This window comes from Serratia sp. LTN-2, from assembly GCF_059740205.1.
The window spans coordinates 156,080-170,772 of sequence record NZ_JCAXDO010000008.1 but is presented as its reverse complement, the minus strand read 5'-3'; the positions used below and the strand labels follow the sequence as shown (position 1 = coordinate 170,772).

The 14,693-nt window shown below is 59.4% G+C and carries 12 protein-coding genes; 10 read left to right on the top strand and 2 right to left on the bottom strand.

The annotated features are described in order from the left end of the window. The first annotated feature begins 120 nt into the window (after window positions 1–120). On the top strand, window positions 121–1,428 hold the full coding sequence (locus AC6BYQ_RS16830; protein WP_440528564.1) for an MFS transporter: 1,308 nt from the start codon (window positions 121–123) through the stop codon (window positions 1,426–1,428). A gap of 42 nt (window positions 1,429–1,470) precedes the next feature. Here AC6BYQ_RS16830 and satP read toward each other — a convergent pair whose 3' ends face one another. Then, entirely contained in the window at window positions 1,471–2,070 is a 600-nt protein-coding gene (gene satP / locus AC6BYQ_RS16825; RefSeq protein WP_033652984.1) for an acetate uptake transporter, read from the bottom strand. A 324-nt stretch (window positions 2,071–2,394) separates the two neighbouring features. Here satP and dnaK point away from each other — a divergent pair, with 324 nt between their 5' ends. The 4 genes from dnaK to nhaR all read left to right on the top strand — a co-directional run bounded on the left by dnaK (window position 2,395) and on the right by nhaR (window position 8,032). Further along, on the top strand, window positions 2,395–4,308 hold the full coding sequence (gene dnaK / locus AC6BYQ_RS16820) for a molecular chaperone DnaK (protein WP_004932972.1): 1,914 nt from the start codon (window positions 2,395–2,397) through the stop codon (window positions 4,306–4,308). A gap of 105 nt (window positions 4,309–4,413) precedes the next feature. Then, window positions 4,414–5,538 carry a molecular chaperone DnaJ gene (gene dnaJ, locus AC6BYQ_RS16815; RefSeq protein ID WP_004932969.1) on the top strand — a complete coding sequence of 375 codons (1,125 nt, stop codon included), beginning with the start codon at window positions 4,414–4,416 and terminating at the stop codon, window positions 5,536–5,538. Window positions 5,539–5,774: 236 nt separating this feature from the next. Then, window positions 5,775–6,941, top strand: a complete 1,167-nt coding sequence (gene nhaA / locus AC6BYQ_RS16810) for a Na+/H+ antiporter NhaA (protein WP_498057239.1) — start codon at window positions 5,775–5,777, stop codon at window positions 6,939–6,941. Window positions 6,942–7,132: 191 nt separating this feature from the next. Then, window positions 7,133–8,032, top strand: a complete 900-nt coding sequence (nhaR, locus tag AC6BYQ_RS16805) for a transcriptional activator NhaR (protein ID WP_025159627.1) — start codon at window positions 7,133–7,135, stop codon at window positions 8,030–8,032. A gap of 71 nt (window positions 8,033–8,103) precedes the next feature. Here nhaR and rpsT read toward each other — a convergent pair whose 3' ends face one another. Further along, window positions 8,104–8,367, bottom strand: coding sequence for a 30S ribosomal protein S20 (gene rpsT / locus AC6BYQ_RS16800; protein WP_004932960.1), 264 nt, complete (start codon window positions 8,365–8,367; stop codon window positions 8,104–8,106). A 390-nt stretch (window positions 8,368–8,757) separates the two neighbouring features. On the opposite strand from rpsT, the gene ribF reads away from it, so the two are divergent. The 5 genes from ribF to ispH are packed head-to-tail and all read left to right on the top strand — an operon-like array spanning window position 8,758 to window position 14,474. Next, complete coding sequence (ribF, locus tag AC6BYQ_RS16795) at window positions 8,758–9,696, top strand: bifunctional riboflavin kinase/FAD synthetase (RefSeq protein WP_019455021.1); 939 nt, start codon at window positions 8,758–8,760, stop codon at window positions 9,694–9,696. 32 nt (window positions 9,697–9,728) lie between these two features. After that, complete coding sequence (ileS, locus tag AC6BYQ_RS16790) at window positions 9,729–12,545, top strand: isoleucine--tRNA ligase (RefSeq protein ID WP_498057238.1); 2,817 nt, start codon at window positions 9,729–9,731, stop codon at window positions 12,543–12,545. A gap of 13 nt (window positions 12,546–12,558) precedes the next feature. Further along, window positions 12,559–13,068 (top strand): signal peptidase II, encoded by a 510-nt coding sequence (gene lspA, locus AC6BYQ_RS16785; RefSeq protein WP_019455023.1) that lies wholly within the window; start codon window positions 12,559–12,561, stop codon window positions 13,066–13,068. A 1-nt stretch (window position 13,069) separates the two neighbouring features. Beyond that, the gene (gene fkpB / locus AC6BYQ_RS16780; protein WP_019455024.1) at window positions 13,070–13,540 is read left to right on the top strand and encodes an FKBP-type peptidyl-prolyl cis-trans isomerase; all 471 of its coding nucleotides are present in this window, start codon (window positions 13,070–13,072) and stop codon (window positions 13,538–13,540) included. Continuing rightward, window positions 13,521–14,474 (top strand): 4-hydroxy-3-methylbut-2-enyl diphosphate reductase, encoded by a 954-nt coding sequence (ispH, locus tag AC6BYQ_RS16775; RefSeq protein WP_004932946.1) that lies wholly within the window; start codon window positions 13,521–13,523, stop codon window positions 14,472–14,474. The genes fkpB and ispH overlap by 20 nt, the downstream gene beginning before the upstream one ends. Window positions 14,475–14,693 lie beyond the last annotated feature (219 nt).

Genomic DNA, 14,693 nt, shown 5'->3' with positions numbered 1-14,693 from the left:
CAGCGTTCTGCGACATCGGCTTCAGTCCGTCTGGTGTGAAAATAATTTGCCGCTATAGTAAGGATTCTTTTACAAAAAGCCTGCGGCTTTTATTTTTACAGCCTTTACCGACGGTGCCCTATGCCTCACGACACTAATCGCCGGCTGAACCGGCAAGACTACAAAACGCTGACGTTGGCCGCGTTGGGCGGCGCGCTGGAGTTTTACGACTTCATCATCTTCGTGTTCTTCGCCGCCGTGGTCGGCGATCTGTTCTTCCCGGCGGACATGCCGGAGTGGCTGCGGTTGGTGCAGACCTTCGGCATTTTCGCCGCCGGCTATCTGGCCCGCCCGCTGGGCGGCATCGTGATGGCGCACTTCGGCGATCTGGTCGGCCGCAAAAAGATGTTTACCCTGAGCATTCTGCTGATGGCGTTGCCGACGCTGGCGATGGGCCTGCTGCCGACCTACGCCAGCATCGGCATCGCCGCGCCGCTGCTGCTGCTGTTGATGCGCGTGCTGCAAGGGGCGGCGATCGGCGGGGAAGTGCCGGGCGCCTGGGTCTTCGTCGCTGAACACGTGCCGCGCCGGCGCATCGGCTTCGCCTGTGGCACGCTGACCGCCGGGCTGACGGTCGGCATCCTGCTGGGTTCGGTGGTAGCGACGGTGATCAACACCACGCTCAGCCCGCAGAGCATCGCCGGCGGCGGCTGGCGCATTCCTTTCCTGCTGGGCGGCATGTTCGGCCTGGTGGCGATGTACCTGCGCCGCTGGCTGCAGGAAACGCCGATCTTCATCGAGATGCAGGCGCGTAAAGCGCTGGCCGAAGAACTGCCGTTGAAATCGGTGGTGCTCAACTACAAACGGGAAGTGGCGGTATCGATGCTGCTGACCTGGCTGCTCTCCGCCGGCATCGTGGTGGTGATCCTGATGACCCCGACCTATCTGCAAAAACAGTTCGGCATCGCGCCGGCGTTGACGCTGCAGGCTAACAGCATCGCCACCATCATGCTGATCGCCGGCTGCATCGTCGCCGGCGTGTCGGCCGATCGTTTCGGCGCCAGCAAAACGCTGGTGGTCGGCAGTTTGCTGCTGGCCGGCTGCAGCTGGCTGTTTTATCAAACGGTGGGCGTACGCCCGGAAATGCTGTTCGCCTGCTATGCCCTGGTGGGGTTCAGCGTAGGCGTGGTGGGGGCTGTGCCGTACGTGATGGTGCGGGCATTCCCGGCGGAAGTGCGGTTTACCGGCATCTCGTTCTCATATAACGTCTCGTACGCTATTTTCGGCGGTTTAACCCCTGTTTTTGTGACGCTGATCATGAAATTAACCCCGTTAGCGCCCGCTTACTACGTACTGGCGCTGTCGCTGATCGGGCTGCTGCTCGGTGTCTACCTGCATCGCGACCTCAACAGCGAAGCCGGAGAGCGGCAAGCCGATTCTTACAGCTAAAAAAAAGCCCTGCATCGCAGGGCTTTTCGTTAAGGGGGGCGATTACGCCGTGACCGGCGATGCCGCGACGCGAGCCGGAGCCGGTTCGCCAATCGGCAGCACGGTGCGGCCATACTGCTCGTTGAGCACTTCTGCCATCGCCAGGTAGATGGCGCTGGCGCCGCAGATGATGCCTTCATAGCCGGCGAAGGTCAGCAGCGCGTGGTTGCCGGTGATGTTGCCGACGGCCAGCAGGGCGAACAGCAGCGTCAGGCTGGCGAACACGAACTGCAGCACGCGGTTGGCGCCGAGAGTACCGAAGAACATGAACAGGGTGAAGACGCCCCACAGCGCCAGGTAGATGCCCAGCACGTGCGCCTCGGTGGCTTCAGCCAGGCCCAGGCGCGGCAGCAGCAGCAGGCCGACCAGGCTCAGCCAGAAGCTGCCGTAGGCGGTAAACGCGGTCATGCCGAAGGTGTTGCCCTTCTTGTATTCCAGCAGACCGGCCAGGATCTGGGCCAGGCCACCGAAGAAAATTCCCATGCTGATGATGGCGGAGTTCAGTGGGAAAAAGCCCGCGTTGTGCAGGTTCAGCAAGACGGTGGTCATCCCGAAGCCCATCAGGCCGAGAGGGCCGGGATTCGCCAACTTGTTGGTGTGCATAAGTCCTCTGCGATAACAGAAAATTAACGGAAACAGCGAAGTAAAATAATAAATGGTCTGAATGGCCAAAAAATCGAAGTTTTCCATCAGAGCGCGCGCATCATAATGATCCCCGCAGCCGGAAACAATGATCTGAATGACGATAAAAAAAGAAATTTTTTTCGCCTTGCCCCTTGATGCCGGATTGGATGGCCCCATCTTATTTGCAACCGCAGTTGCTAACCGCGGGTCGCACTGAGATATCGGGCAGTTGAAAAGTAAAAAATCGCCCGCATATAGGTTAGCAACCTGACTGATTATGAATTTTTTAGTGGAGACGTTTAGATGGGCAAAATTATTGGTATCGACCTGGGTACTACCAACTCTTGCGTAGCAATTATGGATGGTGCCAAGGCACGCGTGCTGGAAAACGCCGAGGGCGACCGCACTACTCCTTCTATTATCGCATATACCCAGGACGGTGAAACTCTGGTTGGCCAGCCGGCTAAGCGTCAGGCAGTGACCAACCCTGAAAACACCCTGTTCGCCATCAAGCGCCTGATCGGTCGCCGCTTCCAGGATGAAGAAGCGCAGCGCGACAAAGCGATCATGCCGTACAAAATCGTCGAAGCCGACAACGGCGACGCCTGGCTGGAAGTGAAAGGCCAGAAAATGGCTCCGCCGCAGATCTCTGCGGAAGTGCTGAAGAAAATGAAGAAAACGGCGGAAGATTACCTGGGCGAACCGGTAACTGAAGCGGTTATCACCGTACCGGCTTACTTCAACGACGCCCAGCGTCAGGCGACTAAAGACGCCGGCCGCATCGCGGGTCTGGAAGTAAAACGCATCATCAACGAACCGACCGCTGCGGCCCTGGCCTACGGTCTGGACAAAGAAGTCGGCAACCGCACCATCGCGGTTTATGACCTGGGCGGCGGTACTTTCGATATCTCCATCATCGAAATCGACGACGTTGACGGCGAAAAAACCTTCGAAGTGCTGGCGACCAACGGTGACACCCACCTGGGTGGCGAAGACTTCGACAGCCGTCTGATCAACTATCTGGTGGAAGAGTTCAAAAAAGATCAGGGCATCGATCTGCGCAACGATCCGCTGGCGATGCAGCGTCTGAAAGAAGCCGCTGAGAAAGCGAAGATCGAGCTGTCTTCCGCGCAGCAGACCGACGTCAACCTGCCGTACATCACCGCAGATGCGACCGGTCCAAAACACATGAACATCAAAGTGACTCGCGCCAAACTCGAGTCGCTGGTTGAAGATCTGGTGGCGCGCTCCATCGAGCCGCTGAAAGTGGCGCTGAAAGACGCAGGCCTGTCGGTTTCCGACATTCAGGACGTGATCCTGGTGGGCGGCCAGACCCGTATGCCAATGGTGCAGAAGAAAGTTGCAGACTTCTTCGGCAAAGAGCCGCGTAAAGACGTGAACCCGGACGAAGCGGTTGCCGTGGGCGCTGCGGTACAGGGCGGCGTGTTGGCCGGTGATGTGAAGGACGTTCTGCTGCTGGACGTGACCCCGCTGTCGCTGGGTATCGAAACCATGGGCAGCGTGATGACGCCGCTGATCACCAAAAACACCACTATCCCGACCAAGCACAGCCAGGTGTTCTCTACCGCTGAAGACAACCAGTCTGCGGTAACCATCCACGTGCTGCAGGGTGAGCGTAAGCGCGCCAGCGATAACAAATCTCTGGGCCAGTTCAACCTGGACGGCATCCAGGCGGCACCGCGCGGCATGGCGCAGATCGAAGTGACCTTCGATATCGATGCCGACGGCATCCTGCATGTGTCTGCCAAAGACAAGAACACCGGCCGTGAGCAGAAGATCACCATCAAGGCATCTTCTGGCCTGAACGAAGACGAAATCCAGAAAATGGTGCGCGACGCCGAGCTGAATGCTGAAGCGGACCGCAAGTTCGAAGAGCTGGTGCAGACTCGTAACCAGGCGGATCACCTGATCCACGGCACTCGCAAGCAGCTGGAAGAAGCGGGCGACAAACTGCCGGCGGAAGACAAAACGGCGATCGAAGCAGCGCTGAAAGATCTGGAAGCGGCGGTGAAAGGCGAAGACAAAGCCGAGATCGAAGCGAAGACTCAGGCGCTGGTGCAGGTTTCCGGCAAACTGCTGGAAATGGCTCAGGCGCAGCAGGCTCAGCAGGGTGCTGACGCCGGCGCGGACAACGCGGCGCAGAAAGACGACGACGTGGTTGACGCCGAGTTCGAAGAAGTTAAAGACAAAAAATAATCGCCCTTAAGCGGGCACGGGGCGGCGAGATGCCGCTCCCGGAAACCAGCACGGGCGTCGAGGCAACTCTGCGCCCGTGCACGCATGTTAAGGGTAAGCGAAAGAATGGCGAAGAAAGACTATTACGAGATTCTCGGCGTCAGTAAGACGGCGGATGAACGTGAGATCAAAAAGGCGTACAAGCGCCTGGCGATGAAATACCATCCTGACCGCAACCAGGAACAAGACGCCGAAACCAAGTTTAAAGAAGTTAAAGAAGCTTACGAAGTCCTGACCGACGATCAGAAACGCGCGGCCTACGACCAGTATGGGCACGCGGCCTTTGAACAAGGCGGCATGGGCGGCGGCGGCTTTGGCGGCGGTGCCGACTTCAGCGATATCTTTGGCGACGTGTTTGGCGACATCTTCGGCGGAGGCCGCCGTCAGCGCGCCAGCCGCGGTTCCGATCTGCGCTATAACATGGAGCTGACCCTCGAGGAAGCGGTACGTGGCGTCACCAAAGAGATCCGCATCCCGACGCTCGAAGAGTGCGACGTCTGCCACGGCAGCGGCGCCAAGCCGGGCAGCTCACCGGTTACCTGCCCAACCTGTCATGGTCAGGGGCAGGTGCAGATGCGCCAGGGCTTCTTCACCGTGCAGCAGGCGTGTCCGCACTGTCATGGTCGCGGTCAGATCATCAAAGATCCGTGCAACAAGTGCCACGGTCATGGCCGGGTAGAGAAATCCAAAACGCTGTCGGTGAAAATTCCGGCCGGCGTGGATACCGGTGACCGCATCCGCCTGGCGGGTGAAGGCGAAGCCGGCGAGCACGGCGCACCGGCGGGCGATCTGTACGTTCAGGTGCAGGTGAAAGCGCACCCGATCTTCGAGCGTGAAGGCAACAACCTGTACTGTGAAGTGCCGATCAACTTCGCCATGGCGGCGTTGGGCGGCGAGATTGAAGTGCCGACGCTGGATGGCCGGGTGAAACTGAAGGTGCCTTCGGAGACCCAAACCGGCAAGCTGTTCCGCATGCGCGGCAAGGGCGTGAAATCGGTGCGTGGCGGCAGCCAGGGCGACCTGCTGTGCCGCGTAGTGGTGGAAACCCCGGTCAATCTGAACGACAAGCAAAAGCAACTGCTGCGTGAGCTGGAAGAGAGCCTGGGTGGCCCGTCCGGTGACAAGAACAGCCCGCGTTCGAAGAGCTTCTTCGACGGGGTGAAAAAGTTCTTTGACGATCTGACTCGCTAACCTTCTGTTTCTGTTGGCTTATGTGCGAACCCCGGGCTTTTGTCCCGGGGTTTTTATTTGTGCGCCAAACCGCTAATTCCCTAACATAAATGTGACTTATTCGTGCTTTTGATCGGTTTTTTCGAGTTATTTAGCATTTATAAACTTATTTTTTCGAACTAAAACGCCATCTATACTCACTTCATGACTGTGGTTCGCAGGGCGCTGCGCCTTGCACAGATTTGGAGAGACGTATTGTGACCAACATTATTCGTCAATTTTTACGTCAGGAAGCCGCGGGCGGCATCATCCTGATCGCGGCGGCGATCGTCGCCCTGATCATGGCCAACACCCCGGCGCAAGGGATCTATCAGGCCTTTCTTAATCTGCCGGTGATGGTGAAGATCGCTTCGCTGGAGATCGCCAAGCCGCTGCTGCTGTGGATCAACGACGGGCTGATGGCCATCTTCTTCCTGGTGGTGGGGCTTGAGGTCAAGCGCGAGCTGATGCAAGGTTCGCTGTCCGGGCGCGACAAGGCGGTGTTTCCGGCGATCGCCGCGCTGGGCGGCATGCTGGCGCCGGCGCTGATTTACCTGCTGTTCAACGGCGCGGACGAAGTCACCCGCCAGGGCTGGGCGATCCCGGCCGCGACCGACATCGCCTTCGCCTTGGGCGTGATGGCATTGCTGGGCAATCGCGTCCCGACCAGCCTGAAAGTGTTCCTGCTGGCATTGGCGATCATCGATGACCTGGGCGTGATTATCATCATCGCGCTGTTCTATACCCACGAAGTGTCGATGGTGGCGCTGGGCGTGGCGGCGGCGGCGACCGCGCTGCTGGCGGTGATGAACTGGCGCGGCGTCGGCAAGACCTCGCTGTACATGATGGTCGGCCTGGTGCTGTGGGTGGCGATCCTCAAGTCCGGGGTGCATGCGACGCTGGCCGGGGTGATTGTCGGCTTTATGATCCCGCTGAACGTGAAGAAGGGGCCATCGCCGTCGGAGACGCTGGAGCATGAGCTGCACCCGTGGGTGGCGTTTATGATCCTGCCGCTGTTCGCCTTCGCCAACGCCGGGGTTTCTCTGCAGGGCGTATCGCTGGAAGGGCTGACGTCGCTGCTGCCGGTAGGGATTGCGGCCGGCCTGTTTATCGGCAAGCCGCTGGGTATTTTCCTCTTCAGCCTGCTGGCGGTGAAGATGGGTATCGCCCGCTTGCCTGAGGGCATCGGCTTCAAACAGGTGTTTGCCGTTTCGGTGCTCTGTGGTATTGGTTTCACCATGTCGATTTTCATCGCCTCGCTGGCGTTCGGCGATGCGGATGCGGCGCTCAGCACCTATTCCCGTCTGGGGATCCTGTTGGGCTCCACCGCTGCGGCGGTAGTCGGGTACGGATTACTGCGCTTGGCGTTGCCGCGCGTGCGTTAATCCTGAATGCGCCCGACAGGGGCGCATAAAAAATGGCTGGTCGGAGCTGCGCGGTATAAAATATGTGCAGCTTCGGCCGTTCTTCGTTGGGACTAATGGGGTTATACGTTGTCTGAAGCAGGGAAAGGAAGTTTGTCGCTCGTCACGGCACACCGTTTGCCGCTGCGAAACGTTGTTAAGGAGAGCCGCTCGTGAGGATGTCGCATATCAACTTTAATCACCTTTACTATTTCTGGCAGGTCTGCAAGGCCGGCTCCGTGGTCGGCGCCGCCGAAGCGTTGTTCCTGACGCCGCAGACCATCACCGGCCAGATCAAAGCGCTGGAAGAGCGGCTGGACGGCAAGTTGTTCAAGCGCCAGGGGCGCGGCTTGGTGCCTTCGGAACTGGGGCAGCTGGTGTTCCGCTATGCCGACAAGATGTTTATGCTCAGCCAGGAAATGCTGGATATCGTCAACTACCGCAAAGAGTCCAACCTGCTGTTCGACGTCGGCGTGGCGGATGCGCTGTCGAAGCGGCTGGTCAGCCAGGTATTGGAGGCGGCGGTGGTGGTGGACAACGAGCAGATCCACCTGCGCTGTTTTGAATCGACGCACGAGATGCTGCTGGAGCAGCTCAGCCAGCACAAGCTGGATATGATCCTGTCGGATTGCCCGGTGGACTCCAGCCAGCAGGAAGGGCTGTTTTCGCTGAAGCTGGGCGAGTGCGGCATCAGTTTCTTCTGCCGCCAGCCGGCGCCGGAGCTGCCGTTCCCGGCCTGCCTGGAACAGCGCAAGCTGCTGATCCCCGGCCGCCGTTCGATGCTGGGGCGCAAGCTGCTCAACTGGTTCAATACGCAGGGCATCCAGGTGGAGATTCTGGGCGAGTTCGACGATGCGGCGCTGATGAAGGCCTTCGGTATGTACCACAATGCGATTTTCGTGGCGCCGACGCTGTATGCGCAGGATACCTACAACGATGACAACGTGGTGGAGATCGGACGCATCGACAGCGTGCAGGAGGAGTATTACATCATCTTCGCCGAGCGCATGATCCAGCACCCGGCGGTGCAGCGCGTGTGCAACAAAGATTTCTCGGCGCTGTTTTCCTGCTAGCGGTTCGCTGAACGCAGGGCGTAAAAAAACCGGCCTGAGCCGGTTTTTTTATCAAGCAGATAACGAAATGCTTATTGCATTGCGTTGATGCGTGCAGTCAGGTTTGACTTATGACGCGCTGCTTTGTTTTTGTGGATCAGGCCTTTAGCTGCCTGACGGTCCACCAGTGGCTGCATTACCAGGAATGCATTTTGTGCTGCTTCTTTGTCGCCAGCTGCGATAGCTGCGTCTACCTTCTTGATGAAGGTACGCACCATTGAGCGACGGCTTGCGTTATGCTTGCGGCGTTTCTCAGACTGTACGGCGCGTTTCTTAGCTGATTTGATATTAGCCAAGGTCCAACTCCCAAATATATTCTATTGAGGACAATTCAAAGGCCGAGGAATATGCCCTTTTAGCCTTCGTTTGTCAATGGATTTGTGCAAATAAGCGCCGTTTGTACAGGCGGCACTCGCTACGTTGTGATGGCGCAGGATTTTACCAGCTTCGCTCTTGGGAATACAGTGTTTCGCGAGAAAATTCGCCAATGTTTTGCCGCACCGGGCGCAAGCCGTTGGCCGCGGTCGAGAATCGGCCCGGCGGCGCCGGATAAACTGCGGCGAAGCCGTTTCACGCGCAGATTATCTCCGGTATGGTATGTCTATTACATAAAGGCACCAATCGCGGGTTAACCTTACCGGCTGTACAAGGTATAATCCGCCGATTTCCACTGTTTTGAGCCAGCTATGGAGCTAATTCGCGGCATTCACAATATCCGGGCGCGCCACCATGGTTGCGTGCTCACCATCGGCAACTTTGACGGCGTGCATCGCGGCCATCAGGCGTTGCTGGAACAGTTGAAGCAACAGGGGAAACGCCTCGGGCTGCCGGTGATGGTCATGATCTTTGAGCCGCAGCCGCTGGAGATGTTCGCCGCAGACAAGGCGCCGGCCCGTTTGACGCGCCTGCGCGACAAGGCCAACTACCTGGCGCAGGCGGGTGTCGATTACCTGCTGTGCGTCAAATTCGATCCGCGTTTTGCCGCCAACACCGCGCAGGCGTTCGTCGCCGAGCTGCTGGTGGAAAAACTGGGCGTCAAATTCCTGATGGTGGGGGATGATTTTCGCTTTGGCGCCGGGCGTCAGGGCGATTTCCCGCTATTGCAGCAGGCCGGAAAAGAGTACGGCTTCGAGGTGGTCAGCACCCCGACCTTCCGCGAGGGCGAGCGGCGCATCAGCAGCACCGCGATCCGCACCGCGCTGAGCGAGGACGATCTGCCGCTGGCGGAGACCCTGCTGGGCCACCCTTACAGTATTTCAGGGCGGGTGGTGCATGGCGACGAGCTGGGGCGCACCATCGGCTTCCCGACCGCCAACCTGCCGCTCAAGCGCCTGGTGGCGCCGGTGAAAGGGGTATATGCGGTGGAGGTGTACGGCCTGGGGCCGCAGCCGCTGCCGGGCGTGGCCAACATCGGCACGCGCCCGACCGTCGCCGGCGTGCGCCAGCAGCTGGAAGTGCATCTGCTGGATGTCACAATGGATCTTTACGGGCGCCATATTGAGGTGGTGCTCCGCGCAAAATTGCGCAATGAACAGCGGTTTGCTTCGCTCGATGCCCTGAAGCAGCAGATCGCCAATGATGTGGTGACGGCCCGGAAGTTCTTCGGGCTACAGACACCGGTTTAATCTCTATAGCCGAAAACGGAACCGAGAATCTAATGAGTGACTACAAGAATACCCTGAACTTGCCGGAAACAGGGTTCCCGATGCGCGGCGACCTCGCCAAGCGTGAACCTGGCATGCTGGAACGTTGGTATGAACAGGATCTGTACGGGATTATTCGTACTGCCAAAAAGGGCAAAAAAACCTTCATTTTGCATGACGGCCCTCCGTATGCGAACGGCAGCATTCACATTGGTCACTCGGTTAACAAGATTCTCAAAGACATTATCATCAAGTCGAAAGGGATGGCCGGCTTCGACTCGCCTTATGTGCCGGGTTGGGACTGCCACGGCCTGCCGATCGAACTGAAGGTTGAACAGCTGTACGGCAAGCCGGGCGAGAAGCTGACGGCGGCCGAGTTCCGCCAGAAGTGCCGCGAATACGCGGCCGAGCAGGTTGAGGGCCAGAAGAAGGACTTCATCCGTCTGGGCGTGCTGGGCGATTGGGATCGTCCTTACCTGACCATGGACTTCAAAACAGAAGCCAACATCATCCGCGCGCTGGGCAAGATCATCAGCAACGGCCACCTGTTGAAAGGCGCCAAGCCGGTTCACTGGTGCACCGACTGCGGATCGTCGCTGGCGGAAGCGGAAGTGGAGTACTACGACAAGACTTCGCCGTCGATCGACGTGAGCTTCCATGCGGCCGATGCGGCTGCCGTGGCGGCCAAGTTCGGCGTGAGCAACTTCAGCGGCTCCATCTCCCTGGTTATCTGGACCACCACCCCGTGGACCCTGCCGGCCAACCGCGCGATCTCGCTGCACCCGGACTTCACCTATCAGCTGGTGCAGGTTGACGGCCAGTGCCTGATCCTGGCGGCTGAGCTGGTGGAAAGCGTGATGAAACGCGCCGGCATCACCGAGTGGACGGTGCTGGGCAGCTGCAAAGGCGCCGATCTGGAGCTGCTGCGCTTCAAACACCCGTTCATGGACTTCGACGTGCCGGCGATCCTCGGCGAGCACGTGACGCTGGACGCCGGTACCGGTGCGGTGCACACCGCGCCAGGCCACGGCCCGGACGACTTCGTGATCGGTCAGAAATACGGTCTGGAAGTGGCCAACCCGGTGGGGCCGAACGGCTGCTACCTGACCGGCACCTACCCACTGCTGGACGGCAAGTTCGTCTTCAAGGCCAACGATCTGATCGTCGACCTGTTGCGTGAGAAAGGCGCGCTGCTGCACGTCGAGAAGTTCCTGCACAGCTATCCGTGCTGCTGGCGCCACAAGACGCCGATCATCTTCCGCGCCACGCCGCAGTGGTTCATCAGCATGGATCAGAAAGGCCTGCGTCAGCAGTCGCTGGAAGAGATCAAGGGCGTGCAGTGGATCCCGGATTGGGGCCAGGCGCGCATCGAAATGATGGTCGCCAACCGCCCGGACTGGTGCATCTCGCGTCAGCGCACCTGGGGCGTGCCGATGTCGCTGTTCGTGCATAAAGAGACCGAGCAGCTGCACCCGCGCAGCGTTGAGCTGATGGAAGAAGTGGCCAAGCGCGTCGAGCAGGACGGCATTCAGGCCTGGTGGGATCTGGACGCGGCCGACATCCTCGGCGCGGAAGCCGCCGACTACGTGAAAGTGCCGGATACGCTGGACGTATGGTTCGACTCCGGCTCCACTCACGCCTCGGTGGTTGACGTGCGCCCTGAGTTTAACGGTCACGGCGCCGACATGTATCTGGAAGGCTCCGACCAGCATCGCGGCTGGTTCATGTCATCGCTGATGATCTCCACCGCGATGAAGGGCAAAGCGCCTTACAAGGAAGTGCTGACCCACGGCTTCACCGTCGACGGCCAGGGCCGCAAGATGTCCAAGTCGATCGGCAACACCGTCAGCCCGCAGGACGTGATGAACAAGCTGGGCGGCGACATTCTGCGTCTATGGGTGGCGTCGACCGACTACACCGGCGAGATCGCGGTGTCCGACGAGATCCTCAAGCGTTCCGCCGACTCTTATCGCCGCATCCGCAACACCGCGCGCTTCCTGCTGGCCAACCTGAACGGGTTCGAGCCGAGCACCGATTGCGTGGCGCCGGAAGACATGGTGGTGCTGGATCGTTGGGCGGTCGGCCGTGCGCTGGCGGCGCAGCGGGATATCGAGCAGGCTTACGCCAACTACGATTTCCACGAAGTGGTGCAGCGTCTGATGCAGTTTTGTTCGGTCGAGATGGGCTCGTTCTATCTGGATATCATCAAGGATCGCCAGTACACCGCCAAGAGCGACAGCGTCGCCCGCCGCAGCTGCCAGACCGCGCTGTATCACATCGTGGAAGCGCTGGTGCGCTGGATGGCGCCGATCATGTCGTTCACTGCGGACGAGATCTGGGGCTTCATGCCGGGCAAACGCGCGCAGTACGTGTTCACTGAAGAGTGGTACGACGGCCTGTTCGGGCTGGCGGAAGGCGAGCCGATGAACGACGCTTTCTGGGCCGAGTTGCTGAAAGTGCGCGGTGAAGTGAACAAGGTGCTGGAGCAGGCGCGCGCCGACAAACGCCTCGGCGGTTCGCTGGAAGCGGCGGTGACGCTGTATGCCGACAGCGAGTTGGCGGCGCGTCTGAACAGCCTGCAGGATGAGCTGCGCTTTGTGCTGCTGACCTCTGCGGCAAGCGTTGCGCCATTGGCGGATGCGCCGGCCGACGCACAGGCTTCCGAGCTGCTGAAAGGGCTGAAGATCGCCTTCAGCACGGCGCCGGGGGAGAAGTGCCCGCGCTGCTGGCATTACACCACCGATATCGGTCTGGTGGCGGAGCATGCAGACATCTGCGGCCGCTGTGTAAGCAATGTCGCCGGTGACGGCGAGAAACGTAACTTTGCCTGAGAATTCGCGCCTGATGAGTAAACCAATTTGTTCGACCGGCCTGCGTTGGCTGTGGGTTGTGGTGGCGGTGCTGGTGCTGGATTTCGGCAGCAAACAGTGGATCCTCGCTAACTTTGCGCTGGGCCAGTCCCAGCCGTTGATCCCGTCGTTCAACCTGTTTTACGCGCGCAACTACGGCGCTGCGTTCAGCTTCCTGGCCGACCATGGCGGCTGGCAGCGCTGGTTCTTCGCCGGTATCGCCATCGCCATCGTCGCGGTGCTGCTGGTGATGATGTACCGCAGCACTGCGCAGCAGAAGCTGAACAACATCGCCTACGCCTTTATTATCGGCGGGGCGTTGGGCAATCTGTTTGATCGCCTGTGGCACGGTTTCGTGGTCGACTTCATCGACTTCTACGTCGGTGATTGGCACTACCCGACCTTCAATCTGGCGGACAGCTTTATCTGCGTGGGTGCGGCGATGATCGTGCTGGAAGGTTTCCTGTCGCCGGCGAGCAAAGGCGCAAAGAGTAAAGGTGAGTAATATGACGGCTCAGGTTATCAGTGACAGCGCGGTGCTGGTTCACTTTACGCTGAAACTGGAAGACGGTTCGACCGCCGAATCCACCCGCAGCAGCGGCAAACCGGCGCTGTTCCGTCTGGGTGACGGCAGCCTGTCGGCGCCGCTGGAAGCGCATTTGCTCGGCCTGCGCGCGGGCGACAAATGCGCCTTTACCCTGCAGCCGGAAGCGGCGTTCGGCGCGGAGAACCCGGATCTGGTCCAGTTCTTCTCGCGCCGCGACTTCGCGGAAACCGGCGTGCCGGACGTGGGCACCATCATGCTGTTTACCGCCATCGACGGCAGCGAAATGCCGGGCGTGGTGCGCGCGGTGGCGGAAGACTCGATCACCGTCGATTTCAACCATCCGCTGGCGGGTCATCCAGTGACCTTCGATATCGAAGTGCTGGAGATCGATCCGCAGCAGGAGGAGACGCATGCAAATATTGCTGGCTAACCCGCGCGGCTTCTGCGCCGGGGTCGATCGTGCGATCAGCATCGTGGAACGCGCGCTGGAGCTGTATGGCGCGCCGATCTACGTGCGGCATGAAGTGGTGCACAACCGCTACGTGGTCGACAGCCTGCGTGAGCGCGGCGCGGTGTTTATCGAAGAGATCGCCGAAGTGCCGGACGGTTCTATCCTGATCTTCTCGGCGCACGGCGTTTCTCAGGCGGTGCGCGCCGAAGCCAAGGCGCGCGATCTGACCATGCTGTTCGACGCCACCTGTCCGCTGGTGACCAAGGTGCATATGGAAGTGGCGCGCGCCAGCCGCCGCGGCACCGAAGCTATTCTGATCGGTCACGCCGGGCACCCGGAGGTGGAAGGCACCATGGGCCAGTACAGCAACCCGCAGGGCGGCATGTACCTGGTCGAGTCGCCGGATGACGTGTGGAAGCTGCAGGTGAAGGACGAAAATAACCTGTGCTTCATGACGCAGACCACGCTGTCGGTAGATGATACCTCGGACGTGATCGACGCGCTGCGGCAGCGTTTCCCGAGCATTATCGGCCCGCGCAAGGATGATATCTGTTACGCCACCACCAACCGTCAGGAAGCGGTGCGCAATCTGGCCGGCGATGCGGACGTGGTGCTGGTAGTGGGGTCGAAAAACTCCTCCAACTCCAACCGTCTGGCGGAGCTGGCGCAGCGCGTCGGCAAACCGGCTTATCTTATCGACTCGGCGGCGGATATTCAGGAAAGCTGGCTGAGCGAAGCGCGCAACATCGGCGTCACCGCCGGTGCTTCAGCGCCGGACGTGCTGGTGCAGGAGGTGATCTCTCGCCTGAAAGCGCTGGGCGGCCTGGACGTGCATGAGATCAGCGGGCGTGAAGAGAATATCGTGTTTGAAGTGCCGAAAGAGCTGCGCGTGGATGTGCGTCAGATCGATTAAGGTGCGTGAATAGCGATAACCACGGGGAGCTCAGGCTTCCCGTTTTTTTTGGCAGGCTGCGGCGTTAAAAATAAAATCCTGCGAATATTCAAATTTTCTGCTAACTAAAGCCAAATTTATTCTGAGTATTTGAAATAGCTTCTGCGTAATTAATTATATGGTCTGACAATAAAGTCATTAATCAGAATATCATTAGTCTGCAATCTAAATGAGCCTGGT

Excerpts from the sequence above, each read along its gene's own strand:
- satP (WP_033652984.1), bottom strand. The coding sequence starts at position 2,070 with ATGCACACCAACAAGTTGGCGAATCCCGGCCCTCTCGGCCTGATGGGC.
- ispH (WP_004932946.1), top strand. The coding sequence starts at position 13,521 with ATGCAAATATTGCTGGCTAACCCGCGCGGCTTCTGCGCCGGGGTCGAT.
- fkpB (WP_019455024.1), top strand. The coding sequence starts at position 13,070 with ATGACGGCTCAGGTTATCAGTGACAGCGCGGTGCTGGTTCACTTTACG.
- dnaK (WP_004932972.1), top strand. The coding sequence starts at position 2,395 with ATGGGCAAAATTATTGGTATCGACCTGGGTACTACCAACTCTTGCGTA.
- AC6BYQ_RS16830 (WP_440528564.1), top strand. The coding sequence starts at position 121 with ATGCCTCACGACACTAATCGCCGGCTGAACCGGCAAGACTACAAAACG.
- ileS (WP_498057238.1), top strand. The coding sequence starts at position 9,729 with ATGAGTGACTACAAGAATACCCTGAACTTGCCGGAAACAGGGTTCCCG.
- lspA (WP_019455023.1), top strand. The coding sequence starts at position 12,559 with ATGAGTAAACCAATTTGTTCGACCGGCCTGCGTTGGCTGTGGGTTGTG.
- ribF (WP_019455021.1), top strand. The coding sequence starts at position 8,758 with ATGGAGCTAATTCGCGGCATTCACAATATCCGGGCGCGCCACCATGGT.
- dnaJ (WP_004932969.1), top strand. The coding sequence starts at position 4,414 with ATGGCGAAGAAAGACTATTACGAGATTCTCGGCGTCAGTAAGACGGCG.